Raw genomic sequence first — 15571 nt, forward strand, 5'->3', positions numbered from 1 at the left:
AATCTCCTAAGCTTTTACAGCTTCTGTTTTCTTCTCAATAATTGTTTTTGCTACGTTAGCAGGAACTTCAGCGTAGTGGCTGGGTTCCATCGTAAAGCTGGCTCTGCCTTGTGAAAGTGAGCGTACTGTTGTAGCGTAACCGAACATTTCAGATAAAGGCACTTCCGCTCTTACAAAGCGGACGTTGGTTCTCATACCCATTTCGCCTATCTGTGCGCGTCTTGCGCTTAAATCACCTATGATATCGCCAAGGTTGGCTTCCGGGGCGACAACTTCTACTTTCATGATAGGTTCTAAGATAACAGCGCCGGCCTTCTTGGCGCCTTCTTTTAAACACATGGAAGCGGCGATTTTAAACGCCATTTCTGAAGAGTCAACTTCATGGAAAGAGCCGTCTATTACGGCTACTTTAATATCAACCAGCGGGTACCCGGCCAGAGCGCCTGTATCTGTGGCTTCTTTGGCGCCTTTTTCAATGGCGGGAATGTATTCTTTAGGAATACGGCCCTGTGTGATTTCGTTGATAAACTCAAAACCTTTACCTTTTTCGTTAGGTTCAAGTCTAAGCACTACGTGGCCATACTGACCGCGGCCGCCGGACTGCCTGACGTATTTGGTTTCGTTTTCAACTGTTCTGGTTATAGTTTCTCTGTAAGCAACCTGCGGTTTGCCCACGTTAGCCTGTACGTTGAACTCTCTCTTCATACGGTCAACAATGATGTCCAAGTGAAGTTCACCCATACCTGAAATAATGGTTTGGTTGGTTTCTTCATCCGTTTTAATACGGAATGTCTGGTCTTCTTCGGCTAACCTTGATAAGGCGTTGCCCATTTTTTCTTCGTCATCTTTAGACTTAGGCTCAACAGCAATTTGAATAACAGGCTCAGGGAATGTAAGACTTTCCAGCATGATTGGATTATCGGGTGAGCAAATTGTCTGCCCCACCTGAGCGTTTTTTAAAGCTACTGTGGCGGCGATTTCGCCGGCTTCAAGATATTTAACCTCTTCACGTTTGTCCGCGTGCATACGCATGATGCGGCCCACGCGTTCCGTGGCGTTTTTGCCCGGGAAGTAAATTGTGTCACCCGCGCTCAATGTGCCTGAGTAAATGCGGAAGAATGATAATTTACCAACGTAAGGGTCTGTCTGAATTTTGAAAAGCAGCGCACTGAAAGGCTCTGTCTTTACAAGTTTTCTTTCAATAGCTTCACCTGTATCGGGGTTTGTGCCTTTGACAGCAGGCAAATCGTTAGGTGAGGGCAGGTAATATGTAACCGCGTCTAAAAGCGGCTGCACACCTTTGTTCTTGTAAGAAGAACCGCATGTAACAGGGAAAAACTTACCCGTTAATGTGCCTTTTCTTATGGCGGCTCTTATTTCTTCAACGGTAAAGTTGGTTTCACCGTTTAAATAGCGTTCCATAAGAGCTTCGTCAAAATCAGCTATTTTTTCAATAAGTTCTGTTCTGAGCGCTTCGCATTCGTCTTTAATATCCGAGGGAATTTCATGTTCCGCAAAAGGGGCGCCCGTATGGTCGCCTTCCCATATTAAAGCTTTCATAGTAATAAGGTCAACCACGCCTTTAAACTGGTCTTCCGCGCCGATAGGGTACTGAATAGGGGCAGCGTTAGCACCAAGCTTTTCTCTTATAGACATATAAGATTTTTCAAAGCTGGCGCCGATTCTGTCCATCTTGTTAATATAAGCAATTCTGGGAACATGGTATTTGTCAGCCTGACGCCAAACTGTTTCAGACTGGGGTTCCACGCCCTGCACGCCGTCAAAACATGTGATGGCGCCGTCTAAAACGCGAAGTGAACGTTCAACCTCGGCCGTGAAGTCCACGTGGCCGGGGGTGTCAATAATGTTAAGCTGGCAGTCTTTCCAAACGCAGAAAATAGCGGAAGCGGTAATTGTAATACCTCTTTCTCTTTCCTGTTCCATCCAGTCGGTTACGGACGCGCCGTCGTGCGTTTCACCGATTTTGTGGGTTTTACCTGTGTAATACAGAATACGTTCGGATGTGGTGGTTTTACCCGCGTCAATGTGAGCGATAATACCGATGTTTCTAATCTTCTCTACTGGGTATGTTTTAAAATCAGCCATTTAATTATCCCTTACCATTTAAAGTGGGCAAAAGCTCTGTTAGCTTCAGCCATTCTATGAGTGTCTTCTCTTTTCTTAAAAGCGGCGCCTTCTTTTTTAGAACCTAAGATGATTTCTTCGGCAAGCTTTTCAGCCATAGGGCGGCCTTTGCGTGAGCGGGCCGCGTCAAGCAGCCAGCACATGGCAAGAGAGGTGCTTCTTACTGTTTTTACTTCAACCGGTACCTGGTAGGTAGCGCCGCCGACTCTTCTTGCTTTAAGCTCGAGTAAAGGGCGCACTGTTTCGATACAGCGGTTAAACACTGTCATAGCATCTTCTTTGGTTTTTTCAGCGATAATATCCATGCTGTCGGAAACTATTCTTTCAGCTGTCGCTTTTTTACCTTCAAAGTTAATTTTATTTACAAACCTGGCCACCAAAACTGAACCATATTTATAGTCAGCTTCCGGTGCCGGTCTTCTGTCTCTGGGTCTCAAACCTTTTCTAGGCATTTTATTCTCCTGCCCTCTGGGTGAAGTTTTTGTCAGCGGCGTTGCCGCTTTAACTAGTTAAGGACATATAATGTCCGACTCAAACCAACTCCTTTAGGCTTAAATTATTCTCGCTTCGCGTCCTGCGTAACTCGCGGCCTGCGGCCGCTTGGCTAAATTAAACATTTAGTTTTTTACGCCATGGAGCGATAGTCTATTAAATTATTATTCAATTAGCGTCGCATACGTCATGTCATGTAACGCAGACTGTTAAATTATTTTATTTAGCAGCTTTGGGCCTTTTCACACCGTAGAGTGAGCGGCCTTGTTTTCTGTTTTCTACGCCGGAAGCGTCAAGCGCGCCGCGTATGATGTGATATCTTACACCCGGCAAGTCTTTTACACGACCGCCGCGGACCAGCACAATGCTGTGTTCCTGTAAGTTGTGGCCGACGCCGGGAATATAGGCTGTGACTTCAACTTTAGATGTTAATTTAACACGAGCAACTTTTCTTAAAGCAGAGTTAGGCTTTTTAGGTGTTGTCGTATAGACACGAGTACAGACGCCGCGCCTCTGAGGGCATGACATAAGAGCAGGTGACTTTGTTTTGGTTCTGTTAGCCGTTCTGCCCTGTCTGATTAATTGGTTTACTGTAGGCATTACTTTATTTTCTCCTGGTGGAGCGGTTACAACCGCCCCGGTATAATACACGGGTGAACGCTTAACATCCCCGCCCACGCGCATTATTTATGCGCCCCCATTTACCGCGGGGCTACACAAAAATCTGTATTTTTCCGGCTGCCGTACTTGCATACGGCAGCCGGGGTTAATTTATTTCTTTTTATTTACGTCAAACTCTTTTGCAAATTCCCTTGCGGAAATACCGGTACCGGCGGGTATTAAATGACCGACGATAACGTTTTCTTTAAGACCTTGCAAGGTGTCTACCTGGCCTGTTATGGCCGCGTCCGTAAGAACTTTTGTTGTTTCCTGGAAGGACGCCGCGGAGATAAAGGAGTCTGAAGCCAATGACGCTTTGCTGATACCTAAAAGTATCGGCTCGCCTATAGAGGCTCTTTTACCGTTAGCTTCCGCTTTCGCGTTTTCTTTCTGGAATGTGCTGCGGCTGACAATTTCGCCTTTTAACAGGCCTGTGTCGCCGGCGTCAACTATTCTTAGGTTACCAAGCATTTGGCGGACTATAACTTCAATGTGTCTGTCGTTAATAGTAACGCCCTGCAAGCGGTAAACTTCCTGAATTGCGTTAAGCAAAAATTCTTGTACTTCTTTAATACCTTTAACACGCAGTACGTCGTGCGGGTCAATGGCGCCGTCTGTAAGAGCTTCGCCTACGCCCACGTGGTCGCCTTCATAAACAACCAAATGTTTACCTTGCGGTACGGCGTATTGTTTAACCTGGCCGGTTTCTTCGCTTCTGACAACGATTTCAACCAAACCTTTAGGCGATGTTTCGAGGCTGACTACACCCGCGAACTCTGACATAATGGCCGCGTTTCTGGGTTTGCGCGCTTCGAAAAGCTCCGCGATTCTGGGCAGACCGCCCGTGATGTCCTTGGTACCGCCGGTGGCTCTGGCAATTTTTGCCAAAATATCACCCGCTAGGACTTCTTCCCCTGATTCCGCCAATAAGATTGTATCTATAGGCAACGGTAAGCTGAGCTTCTTTCCGCCTTTAGCTTCAATAACAATGCGGGGGTTCTTTTTACCCATGCGGCTGGCTATAATTTTGCGCTCAATAACGCCTGTAACTTTGTTGCGTTCTTCCTGCAGGGTAATACCTTCGGACACGTCCGTAAGTCTTACCGTACCGTCTGTTTCTGACAGCACAGGTATTGAGTGCGGATCCCATTCCGCCATTAAAGCGCCTTTTTCTACTGTGGCTTTATCAGCAACAAGCAGGTTGGCGCCGTACTGGATTCTGTATTCTTTTATTGTACCATTTGTGGCTTCTACAAAGATAGAGCCGTTTCTGGAAATACAAATTTTATTATCCATGCGGTTGGTAATAACTTTAATATCTTTAAACGTTACTTTACCTGCTATTTCAGACACGGCCTGTGAGCGGCTGAGCACACGTGAGGCCGTACCACCAATGTGGAAGGTTCTGAGTGTAAGCTGCGTACCAGGTTCACCAATTGACTGGGCGGCTATAATACCAACTGAATCGCCCACGCTTGACATGGTGCCTGTGGCAAGGCTGATACCGTAACATTTTGCGCAAACGCCGGTTTTGGCTTCGCAGGTAAGAACTGAACGGATGCGTACGCTTTGTACGCCGTACTTCTTAACCTGTTTGCTTTGCTCAAGTGAGATAATGTCGCCTTCTTTAATAATGACTTTATCTTCTTCGGAGCCGTCGGCTTTTTTAGCTTTTACTATAACGTCTTCTAAGCTGGCGCGGCCTAAAATTCTTTCTTCAATAGGCTCTACTATTTCTTCGCCGCTCATAAGTGACGTTACTACGATGCCGTTGGTTGTGCCGCAGTCAGCCTGTGTAACAACCAGGTTGTGACCAACGTCAACAAGACGTCTGGTTAAATAACCGGCGTCGGCTGTTTTCAAAGCGGTATCGGAAAGACCTTTACGTCCGCCGTGAGTGGAAATAAAGTATTCCAGCACAGACAAACCTTCTCTAAAGTTAGCTGTAATGGGGGATTCGATAATTTCGCCCTGGCCGCCTGTAAGTTTCTTCTGCGGCTTAGCCATAAGACCGCGCATACCGGCCAACTGTCTGACCTGCTGCCTGGAACCTCTGGCGCCGGAATCTGCCATTAAGAACACTGAGTTGAACTTTTGACCTTCACCGCTGTAGGCGGCTTCTTCAAACTTTTTCATCTCTTTAAACTGTTCTACGGCGACGTCGTCCGTAACGCGGGTCCAGATGTCGATAACTTTATTGTATCTTTCACCTTCGGTAATGATACCGGCTTCGGCCTGGGCTTGAATTTCTTTAATTCTCTTTTTGGCGGAATCAATATATTTCTGTTTGATTTCCGGCACGATCATGTCCGCTATAGATATAGAAAGACCTGAGCGTGTGGCGTAGTTATAGCCAAGCTTCATTATTCTGTCCAAAAGCTGCACGGCTTCGTATCTGCCGTACTTTTTGCTCTTGTAACATTCGTCAACTATACCGGCAAGTTCCTTTTTACCAACAGGTGTGTTGATATAAGGCCAGCCTTCGGGCAGGTTGCTGTTAAAAATAATTTTGCCCACTGTTGTGTAATCTTTCCATTTATTAACGTCAAGCGCTTCTTTATCGGAAAGACCGGCTTCTTTAATTTCGTTAAGGCCGCGTACTTTAATTCTGGCATGTAAAGAAACTCTGTTATAGGCGTAAGCCATTAAAGCTTCGTCTTTGCTGCCAAATACAGCGCCCTCACCTTTGTCATTAAGTTTGACTTTGGTTAAGAAGCTGATACCCATAACAATGTCATGGGACGGCGCCGCTATAGGGCGGCCGGACGCGGGTGATAAAATATTGTTTGTGGCTAACATCAGCGTACGCGCTTCAAGCTGCGCTTCAAGAGACAGCGGAACGTGAACAGCCATCTGGTCACCGTCGAAGTCAGCGTTAAACGCGGCGCATGTTAACGGGTGCAGCTGTATAGCTTTACCTTCAATTAACACCGGTTCAAACGCCTGAATACCAAGCCTGTGCAGCGTTGGCGCGCGGTTTAACATTACCGGATGATGTTTGGTAACGGTTTCTAAAATGTCCCAAATTTCCGGTCTGACACGTTCTAACATTTTTTTAGCGGCTTTAAGGGTAACACCCTCTTTTTTCATAAGTTCGCCGATAATAAAAGGTTTGAAAAGTTCCAAAGCCATAAGCTTGGGCAAACCGCACTGGTGCAGTTTTAAGCTGGGGCCTACTACGATAACTGAACGGCCGGAGTAGTCCACACGTTTACCAAGCAAGTTTTGGCGGAAGCGGCCATGCTTACCCTTAATAACGTCTGAAAGGGATTTAAGCGGCCTGCCGCCGGCACCGATAAAGAACTTGCCTCTGGCGCCGTTTTCAATTAAAGCGTCCACGGCTTCTTGAAGAAGTCTCTTTTCGTTATAAATCATAACCTCAGGCGCTCTTAAGGATTCAATATGCTTAAGGCGGTTGTTGCGGTTAATGATTCTTCTGTATAAATCGTTAAGGTCAGAAGCGGCGAATCTGCCGCCGTCAAGCGGTACTAAAGGCCTTAAATCCGGCGGAATAACGGGAAGTACTGATAAAATCATCCACTCCGGTCTGTTGCCGCTGGCTTTAAATTCTTCCATCGTTTTAATACGGCGGATTAATTTTGTGCGTTCAAGCTCGCTCTGTGTTTCGCGCAGGTCTTCATGAAGCTGCGGGATTTCTTTGTCAAAATCTATAGAAGAGAGCAATGTTTTGATAGCCGGCGCGCCGATATCAACTTTAAGCCTGGCGCCGTGCTTTTTGCGCGCTTCGCGCACTTGCACGTCGTTAAGAAGTTCGCCTTTTTTAAAGTCTGTGCGGCCTGTAACGGAGTCTACGCAGTCTTCAATAACAACGTAGCTGGCGTAGTAAACCACTCTTTCAAGATCGGTCGTTCTCATGTCAAGCATGATGCCGATTCTTGACGGGTTTTTGCGCAGGAACCAAACGTGCGCCACGGGTACCGCAAGTTCCAGGTGGCCCATGCGTTCGCGTCTTACTTTGGCTTCTGTAATTTCAACGCCGCAGCGGTCGCACTGCATGCCTTTGTATTTTACCCAGCGGTATTTACCGCAAGAACATTCATAGTCCTTAGTAGGGCCGAAAATACGTTCGCAGAATAAACCGTCTCTTTCCGGTTTAAGTGTGCGGTAGTTGATGGTTTCGGGCTTTTTAACTTCGCCGTGGGACCATGCCATGATTTGCTCAGGGCTGGCTATACCAAGTTTAATAGCGTCAAAGTCAAAGAAGTTAAGATCGTCCAGTCTTTTTGTTTTTTTGTTTTTATCTGACATTTAAATTCTCCGTTAACCTAGTTGTCCTTACTTTCATCGATAATTTCGGCGGCGTGGGCTGCTACTGTCATTTCTTCCACTTCCTGCTCTTTGTTATCTTTCAGCAGTTCAACACTGAGGCCTAATGCCTGAAGTTCCTTTACTAATACTTTAAAGGATTCCGGCACGCCGGGCTGTTGCGGCGCTTCGCCGCGGACAATGGATTCATACATTTTGGTTCTGCCGGCAAAGTCGTCAGACTTTACTGTTAAGAACTCTTGCAATGTATATGTAGCGCCATAACCTTCAATGGCCCATACTTCCATTTCACCAAATCTCTGTCCGCCAAACTGCGCTTTACCGCCCAAGGGCTGCCTTGTGATTAAGCTGTACGGCCCAGTGGAACGGGCGTGAACCTTATCTTCTACCAAGTGAATAAGCTTCATGATATACATGTAGCCGATGGTAACCTTTTCATCAAAAGGTAAACCTGTTCTGCCGTCGTATAATGTAATACGGCAGTAGTCGTCCGGCAAATGATGTTCCGGTACGCCTTTGGCAATAAGCGCCTTTTTGGCTTTTCTTACTTCTTCTTTAACTGTTTCTTCTATAGGACCGTCGAATACAGGGGTGGCGGCGTTATAATTTAAGTTCTTAGCTGCCCAGCCCAGCATTGTTTCAAACAACTGGCCTACGTTCATACGAGAAGGAATACCCAAAGGTGAAAGCACAATGTCAAGCGGTGTGCCATCCGGCATAAAGGGCATGTCTTCTTCAGGGAGAATCTTTGCCACAACACCTTTGTTACCGTGGCGGCCGGACAATTTGTCGCCCACCATCAGTTTGCGCTTGCTGGCGATAAATACTTTTACGGATTTGTTAACCGTAACCGCCAACTCGTCACCTTGTCTGGAGAATTCCATTTCTCTTTCAAAATCTTCTAAAACTTTCTTTTCAAGCTTTTTGTAGAAAGTGTTAACTCTGTCTTCTTCTTTCTTGCGGTCAGCTTCTTTAGAGAAGGTTTCTTTGGCGCTTTCAAGAGCAAGCTTGCGCTGTTCTTTAATAGCGTCCAAATTAGCGTTTTTGTCGTCTTCCAGGGCTTTAATTCTGGCTTTTTCTTCGGCTTTGGTAAGTTTTTCTTTTCTTACAAAAACTCTTGTGCCTATGATTTTGCCGCTGGTGCCCGGGGGTACGCGCAGTGAAGCGTCCACCACGTCGTCAGCTTTCTTGCCGAAGATTACTTTAAGCAGTCTTTCTTCAGGCGTAAGCTGCTGTTCGCCCTTAGGCGTAACTTTACCTACTAAAATGTCACCCGGTTCCACAACGGTTGAAGGTATAACTATACCGTCAATGTCTAGGTGTGACAGGGCTTCCGCGCCTATGTTGGGGATGTCTCTTGTTATTTCTTCAGCGCCAAGCTTTGTGTTTCTGGCGTCTACGCTGAATTCATGCAAGTGGATAGAGGTAAAAACGTCTTCTTTAACCAGCTTGTGTGAAACTAAGATAGCGTCCTCGTAGTTATAACCTTCCCAGCTCATAAAACCTACTAAAAGGTTTTTACCAAGAGCCAGGTGTCCGTCCTGCATGGCGGGGCCGTCTGCAAGTATAGCGCCTTTTTTAACCGTGTCGCCTGTTTTAACTAAGGGTCTCTGGTTAATACAGGTGTCTTGGTTGGAGCGTTTATACTTAATAAGTTCATAAAAATCTAACGGGCCGTTTTCAGGTTCTATAGCGACCATGTCGGCGGACGCGAACACTACTTTACCGCCGCGCTGGGCTGTAAGTGTAGCGCCTGAGTCACGCGCGACTTCATGCTCAATACCCGTGCCTACTAACGGGGCATCAGTTAAGAGCAGCGGTACGCCCTGGCGTTGCATGTTACAACCCATGAGCGCGCGGTTGGCGTCGTCGTGTTCTAAGAACGGTATTAAAGCGGCTGATACGCTGATAACCTGTAAGGGTGAAACGTCCATATAGTCAACCTCTGTAGGGGCGACGATAGGATAGTCACTTCTTACACGGCAATACACCATATCTGTATTAATTTTGCCGCCGTCTGTAAGCGGTGTGTTGGACTGGGCGACCATAAGATCGTCTTCCTGGTCCGCTGTTAAATACTCAAAATTGTCCGTTACTTTAGAGTTGTTAACCTTTCTGTACGGTGTTTCAATAAGACCGTACTGGTTAACCTTAGAGTAACAAGCCAAAGAGGTAATAAGACCGATGTTCGGACCTTCAGGCGTCTCAATAGGGCAAACGCGGCCGTAATGTGTGTGGTGAACGTCGCGCACTTCAAAGCCGGCTCTCTTTCTGTTAAGACCGCCGGGGCCTAAGGCAGAAAGTCTGCGTTTGTGCGTAAGTTCTGATAACGGGTTAATTTGGTCCATGAACTGTGAAAGCTGTGACGTACCAAAGAACTTCCTTATAATAGCCTGTACGGGCTGGGCGTTTACCAAGGCGCGCGGTGTATGAGAGGTTAACTCTTTATTCATTCTGTCGCGTACCGTTTTGGCCATTTGGGAAAGACCAACTCTTATCTGGTTTTCCAAAAGTTCGCCGATGCCTCTTACACGTCTGTTACCTAAGTGGTCGATATCGTCTGTCTTGAAAATAAGTTCGTCGCCGTACATTTTCTGCGCGTCTTCGCCGGCGTTAAGGGCTAAAAGGTATTTAACCGTAACTATAATGTCTTCCGGGGATAATGTTCTGCGTTTGTCTGTAGGTGTGGCGAATTTTTTAAATTTAAGGTTGCCGATAATATCAAAAAGGGCCTCAAATTTTTTGTTGATTTTGTAACGGCCTACGTAGCTGAGGTCGTAACGTCTGATATTGTCAAAAATCAGGTTGTCTAAGAATGTTTCAGCCTGGTCTTTTACAACGAAATCCTGTCCGCGCATTTTTTTGTAAATGTCCGCCTGGGCTTCTTTAGCGGTTCTTATTGTGTCTTTGCGGTTCTCAAGCGTAGCCAAAATAGCCGGGTCGTCCTGTCTGGGGTTGCCGGAAATGACTTTAATTTTTTTAATTTTGCGTTCCACCATTTCTTTGAACACTTTGTCGTCCACCGGTATGGCGGCCTTGTCGTCAAGGTTCCAAAGAACTTCGCCTGTCGTTGCGTCAACGATATCGTCCGCGGCGTAGCGGCCCACTACATTGTCAATTTCAGCAGGTTTGATGTCGACATCTTCACAATTGTAGAAGGCTTGTATAATTTGCGCGTTGGTTTCTAAACCGCAGGCGCGTAAAAATGTGGTAGCTAAAACTTTTTTCTTGCGGTCAATACGTACCCAAAGGGCGTTCATAAGGTCGAAAGAAAATTCGATCCAGGCGCCTCTGTAAGGTATGATTCTGGCTACATAAAGTTTTTACCTAAAGTAGACTGCTTTTTTTCTTCGTCTTCTTCAAAAATAATACCCGGGGAGCGGTGTAACTGGCTGACTACCACGCGTTCCGCGCCGTTAAAGACAAAGCAGCCGGCGTCTGTCATTAAAGGAAGGTCGCAAAGCGTAACGTCCTGCTCTGAGGCTTCTTTAAGTTTGCCGTCTCTTTTTTTAACAGAAAGTCTGAGTACCGCTTTTAACGGGGCGCTGTAGGTGCCGTCACGTACAATTGCTTGCTGCGGTGTTGTGTAGCGGGCGGGCAGAGTTCGTACTTAACGAAGTCAAGTTTCATGCTGCCGTCCGGCGCTTCTATGGGGAATACGTCTTCAAACGCTGCCTGAAGACCTTTAAGATCCCTTTTGGTTGGCGCAGTGTCTAACTGTAAAAAGTCTACGAAAGACTGCTTCTGCATTTCCAACAAATCAGGTAATTGTAGCTTGGAAGAAATTTTACCAAAGTTTAATTGTCTCATTTACACTTTTCCTGGAATGTTTAAGGTTTAACAGCTTATCATTACACCCGCTGAGGGTAAAGATAAATTGTTAAACCCGCTACCTTTTAAACTCAAATATTTAATTTTATGTCCCAAAGGTTTTATTTGGCGCGCTTCGCGTGAAGTTTGTGTCAGGAACTTTGTTCCTTTAACATGTTAAGCGGCGTAACCGCGAAACAAGCTTTGTGCGAAATGCTTTAATATTGCGTTCGTGTAAATTTACTTTAAAAACTGCTGTTTCTTTCAGACGGTAGTCCGCCCGGTAAATTTAATACGAAAAGCTTTTAATTTATTTATGTGAAATTAACGGGAATTATTCCCGATATTCACAACTATTTTCAAGATACTGCTATTTTTTGCTTATTAATCCCGCCCCGCATAACGGGGCGGGAAAAACTAAACAGAGATGAACTCTTATTTAAGTGTTACTACGCCACCGACTTCAGCTATTTTCTTTTTCATTTCTTCAGCTTCGGCTTTGGCAACGTTTTCTTTGATTACTTTAGGAGCGCCATCGACTAAGTCTTTAGCTTCTTTAAGACCTAAGCCTGTGATTTCGCGGACAACTTTAATTACGGCGATTTTTTTGTCTGCGGCTGCGCTTGTGAGCTCAACGTTAAATTCTGACTTTTCTTCAGCGGCTGCGGCTGCGGGTGCAGCGGCGGCTACGGCTACTGCGGGAGCAGCGGCTTTTACGCCAAATTTGTCTTCTACGGCTTTAACGAGTTCGGAAAGTTCCAGAACTGTCATACCGGCTATTGCTTCAAGTATTTCTGCTTGTGATAATTTTGCCATTGTATTTATTTCCTTTTATTTTTAGGGTAGCTGCCTTCTGCCTAAGCCGAGCTCAGGCCCGTACATTTATCTCCTAAGAGACTACCACCGCACTTGGCGGGTTTGAGACTGCTTACATTGCCTGCGCACACGGCGTTAAAGCCGGTGCGCAAAACAACTTAATTCTTAGAGTCCTCAACGGCTTTAAGAACATAAGCAAGATCCCTGATGGAGCTTGTAAGACTTGTGCGGACTGGGCAACCGCGCTGTAAAGCGCGCCGGCAAGTTTAGACAAGTTATCTTCTTTGCTGCCAATGGTAGCAAGTTGCTGAACTTGTGCTTCATTATACCAGACCCCGTCACTAAAACAAGCCCTAAGCTTTAAAGCACCAAACTTTTTGGAGAAATCAACCATAGTTTTTGCCACGGCCGCGATATCGCCGCCAATAGCAATTGCCGTAGGGCCTTTGAAAAGCTTTCATCGGCACCTTCAATTGCAGCCTGTCTTACGGCATGGTCAACTATAGCGTTGCGTTCCACACGGAATTTTGCGCCCGTGGGATTAACTGCGCTCTAAGTTCAGCCATGTCTACGAATTTGAGGCCCTGGTAGGCCGCAAAAAATAAGACGCCTGCATCTTTGATTTCTTTAGATAAGTTTTGTGACTTTTCTACTTTTGTTGTTTTGTCAGGTTCATTGTTTACCTAATTAACACCGCTTTTTTATCTTTTTTGTCTGTTTTTTACAGAAAAGAAAAGACAGCGCAAGCTTACCCCACGCTTTGTTTCTCGCCGTAAGGTGCTTGTGCAGTGCTAAAATCTGTTTAAAAAATTCTTATATATTATATCAATTTGGGCTGTCAATTACAAGTTAATCTTATAACGTTTATCCACAGCTTTTTCTTATAAATATTGTACCATAAATTGGTTAGATTAACAATACAAACATAAAAAAACACCGCTTAAGGCTAAGCGGTGTTTTTTGTTATTTTTTAGGTTCTTTAAATATATATCTGCCCCTGGTGCTGCCGCGGCCTATCCAGTCAAACTGGGTTATCGCGCGTTTTGGGCAAAGGTTAAAACAGCGCCCGCATTGCTGGCAGCCATCGTGCCAAACGGGCGGCCGTTTTCCATAGTAATGGCGCCCACAGGGCACTCTTTGGCGCAAAGGCCGCAAGATATGCACTCGTCCGACACCTTAAAATACTTCCAAAACTTAGGCACCAGTACTTTCTAAAGAACTTGTACATGATTCTATAGTGCAGTTTAAGGTAAAACGGCGTTTTAAAGCTGCGCATGTTGGACTTGCCGTTAATAATGTCCAAAGCCAGGCGGCAAACGGTGCGGTCCGCTATTGTAATAAGCCTTTTGGCGGTTTCGGGCGGGGTTTCGGGCGTGAACATTGTATAGCTGCTTGGCATGAGGATTGTGGTGGCGTTGTAATATTGTACTTTTTGCGCCACAATATTTTTTTAGCCTTAGATAAGGCCCAGCCTACGTGAAGTTTGTTAGCGAATGTTGTAAATACGCAGACTTTTTTGTTCCTAAGTCTTGGCATACCCTCAAGCCACTTTTGCACCGCCACCGGCATACCAAAGCCATAAATAGGGTAACAGAATATAAATGTGCTGTAACTGTCCAGTTTGGCATAATCATACCCTAAATCTTATCCAAATCGGCCTGCTGGCCTTGTTTGATAAGATTGGAATGTAAAACTTCCGCCATGTGTTTAGTATTACCACTGCCGGAAAAGTATAATATTATGTATTTTTCCATATTTACATTTTAGCTTTTTTAGATTATATTTGGGAGAGTTTGGCAGCCTAAAATCTTCCTAGTCTGCCGGCTGAAATACCCATTCAGGGTTACTATGTTTTACCATTAAGATCGTACCACGGGCTTAGTTTTACGTTCATGGGTTAAAAAGAACCTGCGTTTCCTGCCGGGCATGTAGCTTTGCGCAAGCATGTAAACTTTTTTGCCTTCTTTATTTTGCGCCATATCCACAATATTACCGCGTGGCCGAACGGGCGCCCTTTTGTATAAAAACGTCGCCTATCTTCATATCGTTAATATCTTTTACCGGGCGCAGCTGGTTAAGCAATGACGCCGTGTTGCGTACGCAAAAACATAGTCCATATATTTACGAAAGTTTTTGTAAGACGTGTCGCCTTTGGCGTAATCTTTAAAATATCTTGGTTTGCCGTCTGATACAAAGTTAAACTTAATATCGTTTATTTTATTCTCTGCAACTGGTATTCACCGTACAGGCGCATAACAGCTCGGCGCATTGCTGCAGGTCTTTGGGGAAATTTCCATATCTACTACGGCGACGTAGGTGCTGAGGTTGGGTTTTGTTTTACCGTTAAATATTTTACAAGCGCACCGTCTTTCTTTAGCGGTAAGTTACGCAGATACGCGCAAAGCTGTTTTGCGATTCGCCGTGCGCGTGAAGCCGCGGGCGGGGCGAAGCGTGTTGCTATTGTATTGCCTTGTGTCCGTAAGGCCGCTGCCGTTTTCGGCGTTGCAGGCGAAGCAGATAAATACGCAAAATATAATTGATAATAGTTTCTTCTTATAACTCCAAAAATTTTTTAAGTTCGGCGTCTGTCATTTTTTGCAGCTCAAGTAAATCTGTATATGGGTTCACTAAATTTAAAAGCTTGCCAAAGCGGGTTTGTTTTAATGCCGTTATTTTTAATTTTATTATTTCTTTTTTAAATCTTGGCCTTTTAAATTTAAAATTCTGCCCTCAATAAGCATGTGCAGTAGCGTTTTGTTTTGCGGGGGAATATTTTGAGCGTAAATTTCAAATATAAAATTTTCAAATTCAAAACCACATACGTAATGGTTTTCAAAAATATTTTCTTTAAATTTTTTCTTGCCGCCGTAAAGCTTATTTATTAATTTAGAAAATTTCGCGTAGTCAGCCGCGCGGCAAATAATATCAATGTCGCTGCCCGGGATATTAATATCTATTGGTATTGTGCCCGCAACCAGCGGCTCGTGCACCGCTAAATCTTGCAAAATGCCAAGGCTAACTATCGCGGCATGCGCCCTTGTTGTACCGGGTACCGTCAGCTAAATATTTAATATCTGAGAATACTGTCATGCTACACCTATTATACTTTTATATAATTATTAAATGAAAAAGTTTTTATCATTACTGCTTGCGTCCATGCTATCGTTTAACGGCTGCGCCACAATATTCCACGGCACCAAAGAACATTTGACCTTAAACTCAGAAGAACGTGAAACACGTTTATTTGAACAATAAAGAAATAGGCAAAGACAGCATTGCCTTCCGCATACCCAAACGCAAACTGCGTAAAGCCGTGCTTACCGCCAAGAAAACCGGCTGCGGCGACGCTAATATGGCTATA

General features: G+C 45.1%; 12 protein-coding genes and 1 pseudogene. 1 reads left to right on the forward strand and 12 read right to left on the reverse strand.

The genetic code is table 11. The features are described 5' to 3' along the window. Window positions 1–6 precede the first annotated feature (6 nt). The 12 genes and pseudogenes from fusA to AAIR98_RS09885 form a co-directional block, all read right to left on the reverse strand. A complete protein-coding gene (gene fusA / locus AAIR98_RS09830) occupies window positions 7–2106 on the reverse strand; it encodes an elongation factor G (RefSeq protein WP_423970369.1) in 2100 nt (699 codons plus the stop codon). An 11-nt stretch (window positions 2107–2117) separates the two neighbouring features. Beyond that, window positions 2118–2597 carry a 30S ribosomal protein S7 gene (gene rpsG / locus AAIR98_RS09835; protein ID WP_423970370.1) on the reverse strand — a complete coding sequence of 160 codons (480 nt, stop codon included), beginning with the start codon at window positions 2595–2597 and terminating at the stop codon, window positions 2118–2120. A gap of 259 nt (window positions 2598–2856) precedes the next feature. Further along, window positions 2857–3237 (reverse strand): 30S ribosomal protein S12, encoded by a 381-nt coding sequence (rpsL, locus tag AAIR98_RS09840; RefSeq protein ID WP_423972027.1) that lies wholly within the window; start codon window positions 3235–3237, stop codon window positions 2857–2859. A gap of 171 nt (window positions 3238–3408) precedes the next feature. Beyond that, the gene (rpoC, locus tag AAIR98_RS09845) at window positions 3409–7566 is read right to left on the reverse strand and encodes a DNA-directed RNA polymerase subunit beta' (RefSeq protein ID WP_423970371.1); all 4158 of its coding nucleotides are present in this window, start codon (window positions 7564–7566) and stop codon (window positions 3409–3411) included. Window positions 7567–7583: 17 nt separating this feature from the next. Continuing rightward, a complete protein-coding gene (rpoB, locus tag AAIR98_RS09850; RefSeq protein ID WP_423972047.1) occupies window positions 7584–10889 on the reverse strand; it encodes a DNA-directed RNA polymerase subunit beta in 3306 nt (1101 codons plus the stop codon). A 5-nt stretch (window positions 10890–10894) separates the two neighbouring features. Further along, window positions 10895–11029 carry a hypothetical protein gene (locus AAIR98_RS09855; RefSeq protein WP_423972020.1) on the reverse strand — a complete coding sequence of 45 codons (135 nt, stop codon included), beginning with the start codon at window positions 11027–11029 and terminating at the stop codon, window positions 10895–10897. 89 nt (window positions 11030–11118) lie between these two features. Beyond that, window positions 11119–11394 carry a hypothetical protein gene (locus AAIR98_RS09860; protein WP_423972021.1) on the reverse strand — a complete coding sequence of 92 codons (276 nt, stop codon included), beginning with the start codon at window positions 11392–11394 and terminating at the stop codon, window positions 11119–11121. Window positions 11395–11829: 435 nt separating this feature from the next. Next, a complete protein-coding gene (gene rplL / locus AAIR98_RS09865) occupies window positions 11830–12210 on the reverse strand; it encodes a 50S ribosomal protein L7/L12 (protein WP_423970373.1) in 381 nt (126 codons plus the stop codon). Window positions 12211–12322: 112 nt separating this feature from the next. Continuing rightward, the gene (locus AAIR98_RS09870) at window positions 12323–12616 is read right to left on the reverse strand and encodes a hypothetical protein (RefSeq protein WP_423972022.1); all 294 of its coding nucleotides are present in this window, start codon (window positions 12614–12616) and stop codon (window positions 12323–12325) included. A 557-nt stretch (window positions 12617–13173) separates the two neighbouring features. Further along, complete coding sequence (locus AAIR98_RS09875) at window positions 13174–13374, reverse strand: 4Fe-4S binding protein (RefSeq protein WP_423972023.1); 201 nt, start codon at window positions 13372–13374, stop codon at window positions 13174–13176. After that, window positions 13350–13412: pseudogene (locus tag AAIR98_RS09880) on the reverse strand (hypothetical protein); the annotation flags it as partial. The pseudogene AAIR98_RS09880 and the gene AAIR98_RS09875, both read right to left, overlap by 25 nt. 1482 nt (window positions 13413–14894) lie before the next feature. Next, complete coding sequence (locus AAIR98_RS09885) at window positions 14895–15269, reverse strand: DUF4269 domain-containing protein (protein WP_423972048.1); 375 nt, start codon at window positions 15267–15269, stop codon at window positions 14895–14897. 64 nt (window positions 15270–15333) lie between these two features. Here AAIR98_RS09885 and AAIR98_RS09890 point away from each other — a divergent pair, with 64 nt between their 5' ends. Continuing rightward, window positions 15334–15465 (forward strand): hypothetical protein, encoded by a 132-nt coding sequence (locus AAIR98_RS09890; protein WP_423972024.1) that lies wholly within the window; start codon window positions 15334–15336, stop codon window positions 15463–15465. The last annotated feature ends 106 nt before the right edge of the window (window positions 15466–15571 follow it).

The organism is Elusimicrobium simillimum, assembly GCF_049639735.1.
GTDB classification, from domain to species: Bacteria; Elusimicrobiota; Elusimicrobia; order Elusimicrobiales; family Elusimicrobiaceae; genus Elusimicrobium; species Elusimicrobium simillimum.